We start from the raw sequence: 3,091 nt of genomic DNA on the forward strand, positions 1-3,091 counted from the left end.
GGCGTCCCCGGCGTCCCTCCGCCCGGGCCCGAACCGGGCGACGGGCACGCCGTGCCGGTCGCAGAGGCCCGCGAGGTGGTCGAGCACGGCGCTCTTGCCGTACCCGGCCGGTGCGATGATCGCCAACCGCGCGGGCCGCACCGATCCGTCGGCGACGGCGGAGCACACGTCCCGGGTGGGTTCGTCGAGCAGGATCCGGCCGCGTGCGGACACCCCCGTGTCGGGGGGTGTGGGGGAGGCCGTGGCCTGCCCGGGCACGGACGGGCGCTCGGGTGCCACGGTGTCGGTTCCCGGGCGTCGCATCACCGGCCCCCGTCTCGGGTGTCGGAGGAGGAACCCCTGCGTGCGAACGCGAACCGGCGTTTGGGCGGGTCCAGCGGCGTGATCTCGACCGGTGGCCGTCCCGGGGGTGGCTCCTCGTCGTGCTCCTGGCGGTCGTGCTCGGGGTCGTGGTCGGCGAACGCGGCGGGCAGGCCGTGCACCGTGGTCACGAGGGTGCCCGAGTCCGGGGGAGCGCCCTCGACGGACCGTACGGCGGCGTCGGCGCCCGCCTCCTCCCCGCGGAATTCCGCGGGTGCCGGACGCGGGCGGGCGGCCAGTGCCGCCCCGCGACACAGTGCGGTGCCCGGATCGTCGTCGACCGTGACCGGAACGGAGATCATAGTCCGTGCGAGCTCGCCCACCAGAGGCAGGCGCGCGCTCCCCCCGACCAGCACGACCGAGGCGAGGTCGTCCGTCGGGGCGGCCGAGGTGAGCCGCCGGAGGCGGCCGATCGCGGTGGACAGCACCGGGCGGGCCAGGTCGTCGAACTCCTCCCGGGTGATCGACACCGACTCGGTGACGGCCGTCGTGGTGGTGTGCGCCAGCCGTTCCTTCGCCGCCGCGGACATCGTGCGCAGGTGCGCCATCAGCTGCGGGTCGTTCTCGTCGAAGCCGCCGCGCTCCACGACCCGCTCGACGAGCAGGTCGTCCAGTCGCGCACCGGCCTCGGGTTCGTACGACTCGGCGTGGGACAGCAGCTCGAATCCCCGGGTCGTCCGTCGGAGCAGCGCCGCCTGCGCGCCGATTCCCCCGAGCACACCCACCCCGAGCAGTCCGCCCACCGGCACCGCACCGGCCTCCGGTGGGGCGGCGGGGTCGGGGAGCCGCCCGTCGGCGGTGGGCGCCGCGAGGTTCCCCGGTGGTGTGCCGGGTACGCCGGTGGCGCAGCTCTCCGCCGCCGCGATCGGACAGGGCAGGGCCAGCACACCGGGGAGTTCGGCCCGGTCGAGCGCGTCGTGCAGGAGCCCGCGCCGGTAGGCCGACCAGCCGGGCGGGTGGGTCACCACGATGCGTTCCGCCTGGGCGGACTCGGCCTCGGCGACCCGGTCGGCGATCCACCCGATCATCCCGGCGGCCAGGGACTCGGCCGGGTAGGGGACTCCGCCGAGCACGATGGGCACCGGATCTCCGGTACGGTGCAGCGGTGCCCGGGCGATCCGGTCGGGCTCACCACCGGCCCGGTGCAGTGCCGCCTGCCCGACCAGCAGATCCCCCTCGGGGGAGACGTGCAGGACCGACTCGATCCACGGGACCCCGACACCCAACGGGACGATCTCGGGTGCGTCCCACCCGGCCGCGCCGTGGCGGCACACCGACGCCGTCACGCGGGTCCTGCCGAGGTGAATCCCCAGGACATAACGCATGCGGCCAGTTCCTTACGGCATAGGGGGGCGGGTGGTGTGCCTTTCGTACCAAAGCCGTACGGCCGAACGGCATCCCCGGTTCGGCCGTGTCGACTATCCCCTAATCCCCTAACGCTCGCCCGTTCAGGGGTGGGACAGGACTCGGGTTCTTCCCCGATGCCCACCCGGCCCCCGTACGCCTAGATTGGCCCCTCGACGCCGCGCGCCGCATTCTTCGGGGGCCGGACGCGCCGGGCGTCAACCAAGCGTTGAAAGCGGAAACGGGAGAAACTGTGACTCACGAGCAGACACTGCACGACTTCGTGTCGAACCTGCTGGGCGACGCGAGCGCGCGTGCGGCGTTCGCGCAGGACCCGGCCGGGGTGCTGGGCCAGGCCGGGCTGGGGGACATCACCCCGCAGGACGTGCAGGACGTCGTGCCGCTCGTCATGGACTACGGCAGCCTGTCGCAGTCCGACGTGCTCGGTGCCCTGCCGACCGACGTCGCGGGCCTGGACGGTGCGATCCAGCAGCTGCAGGGTGTCGCCGGTGTGGCCGGTGGCGCGCTGGGCACCGTCGGCGGTGTCGCCGACGGCGCGGTGGACACCGTCTCCGACGTGTCCGGCGTCCGGCTGGACGGCGTGACCGGCACCGTGGACGGTGTCGCCGGGGGCGCGGTGGAGACCGCGACCGGTGTGGCCGGTGGTGTGCTGGGCACGGCGACCGGTGCTGTTTCCGGTGTGGCCGGTGGCGCGGTGAACACGGTCGCCGGTGTGGCCGGGGACCCGGTCGGCACGGTGTCCGACGTGGCCGGGGGCGCGGTGGACACCGCGACCGGTGTGGTCGGCGGTGCCGCGGGCGCCGTCTCCGGGGTCGCCGGGGGTGCGGTGGAGACCGCGACCGGTGTCGCCGGTGGTGCGCTGGGCGCCGTGGACGGCGTGGCCGGTGGTGCCGTCTCCGGGGTTGCCGGGGGTGCGGTGGAGACCGCGACCGGTGTGGCCGGTGGTGTGCTGGGCACGGCGACCGGTGCTGTTTCCGGTGTGGCCGGTGGCGCGGTGAACACGGTCGCCGGTGTGGCCGGGGACCCGGTCGGCACGGTGTCCGACGTGGCCGGGGGCGCGGTCGAGACCGCGACCGGTGTGGTCGGCGGTGCCGCGGGCGCCGTCTCCGGGGTCGCCGGGGGTGCGGTGGAGACCGCGACCGGTGTCGCCGGTGGTGCGCTGGGCGCCGTGGACGGCGTGGCCGGTGGTGCCGTCTCCGGGGTTGCCGGGGGCGCGGTGGAGACCGCGACCGGTGTGGCCGGTGGTGTGCTGGGCACGGCGACCGGCGCTGTTTCCGGTGTGGCCGGTGGCGCGGTGAACACCGTTGACGGTGTGGCCGCGGACCCGGTCGGCACGGTGTCCGACGTGGCCGGGGGCGCGGTGGAC

2 protein-coding genes and 1 pseudogene are annotated in these 3,091 nt (G+C 75.2%); 1 reads left to right on the forward strand and 2 read right to left on the reverse strand.

Going from position 1 to position 3,091, the window contains the following annotated elements; genetic code table 11:
- Both SACPADRAFT_RS33280 and SACPADRAFT_RS0219395 read right to left on the reverse strand, forming a co-directional pair.
- Positions 1–303: pseudogene (locus tag SACPADRAFT_RS33280) on the reverse strand (hypothetical protein); the annotation flags it as partial.
- Positions 303–1,685, reverse strand: a complete 1,383-nt coding sequence (locus SACPADRAFT_RS0219395; RefSeq protein WP_007027067.1) for an Hsp70 family protein — start codon at positions 1,683–1,685, stop codon at positions 303–305. The gene SACPADRAFT_RS0219395 and the pseudogene SACPADRAFT_RS33280, both read right to left, overlap by 1 nt.
- Before the next feature lie 272 nt (positions 1,686–1,957).
- On the opposite strand from SACPADRAFT_RS0219395, the gene SACPADRAFT_RS0219400 reads away from it, so the two are divergent.
- A partial coding sequence (locus SACPADRAFT_RS0219400) for an IniB N-terminal domain-containing protein (RefSeq protein ID WP_007027066.1) occupies positions 1,958–3,091 on the forward strand: 1,134 nt, incomplete at its 3' end.

The organism is Saccharomonospora iraqiensis subsp. paurometabolica YIM 90007 (assembly GCF_000231035.2).
GTDB classification, from domain to species: Bacteria; Actinomycetota; Actinomycetes; order Mycobacteriales; family Pseudonocardiaceae; genus Saccharomonospora; species Saccharomonospora paurometabolica.

Bases quoted from the DNA above. Each gene is read 5' to 3' on its own strand.
- SACPADRAFT_RS0219395 (WP_007027067.1), bottom strand. From the start codon at position 1,685: ATGCGTTATGTCCTGGGGATTCACCTCGGCAGGACCCGCGTGACGGCG.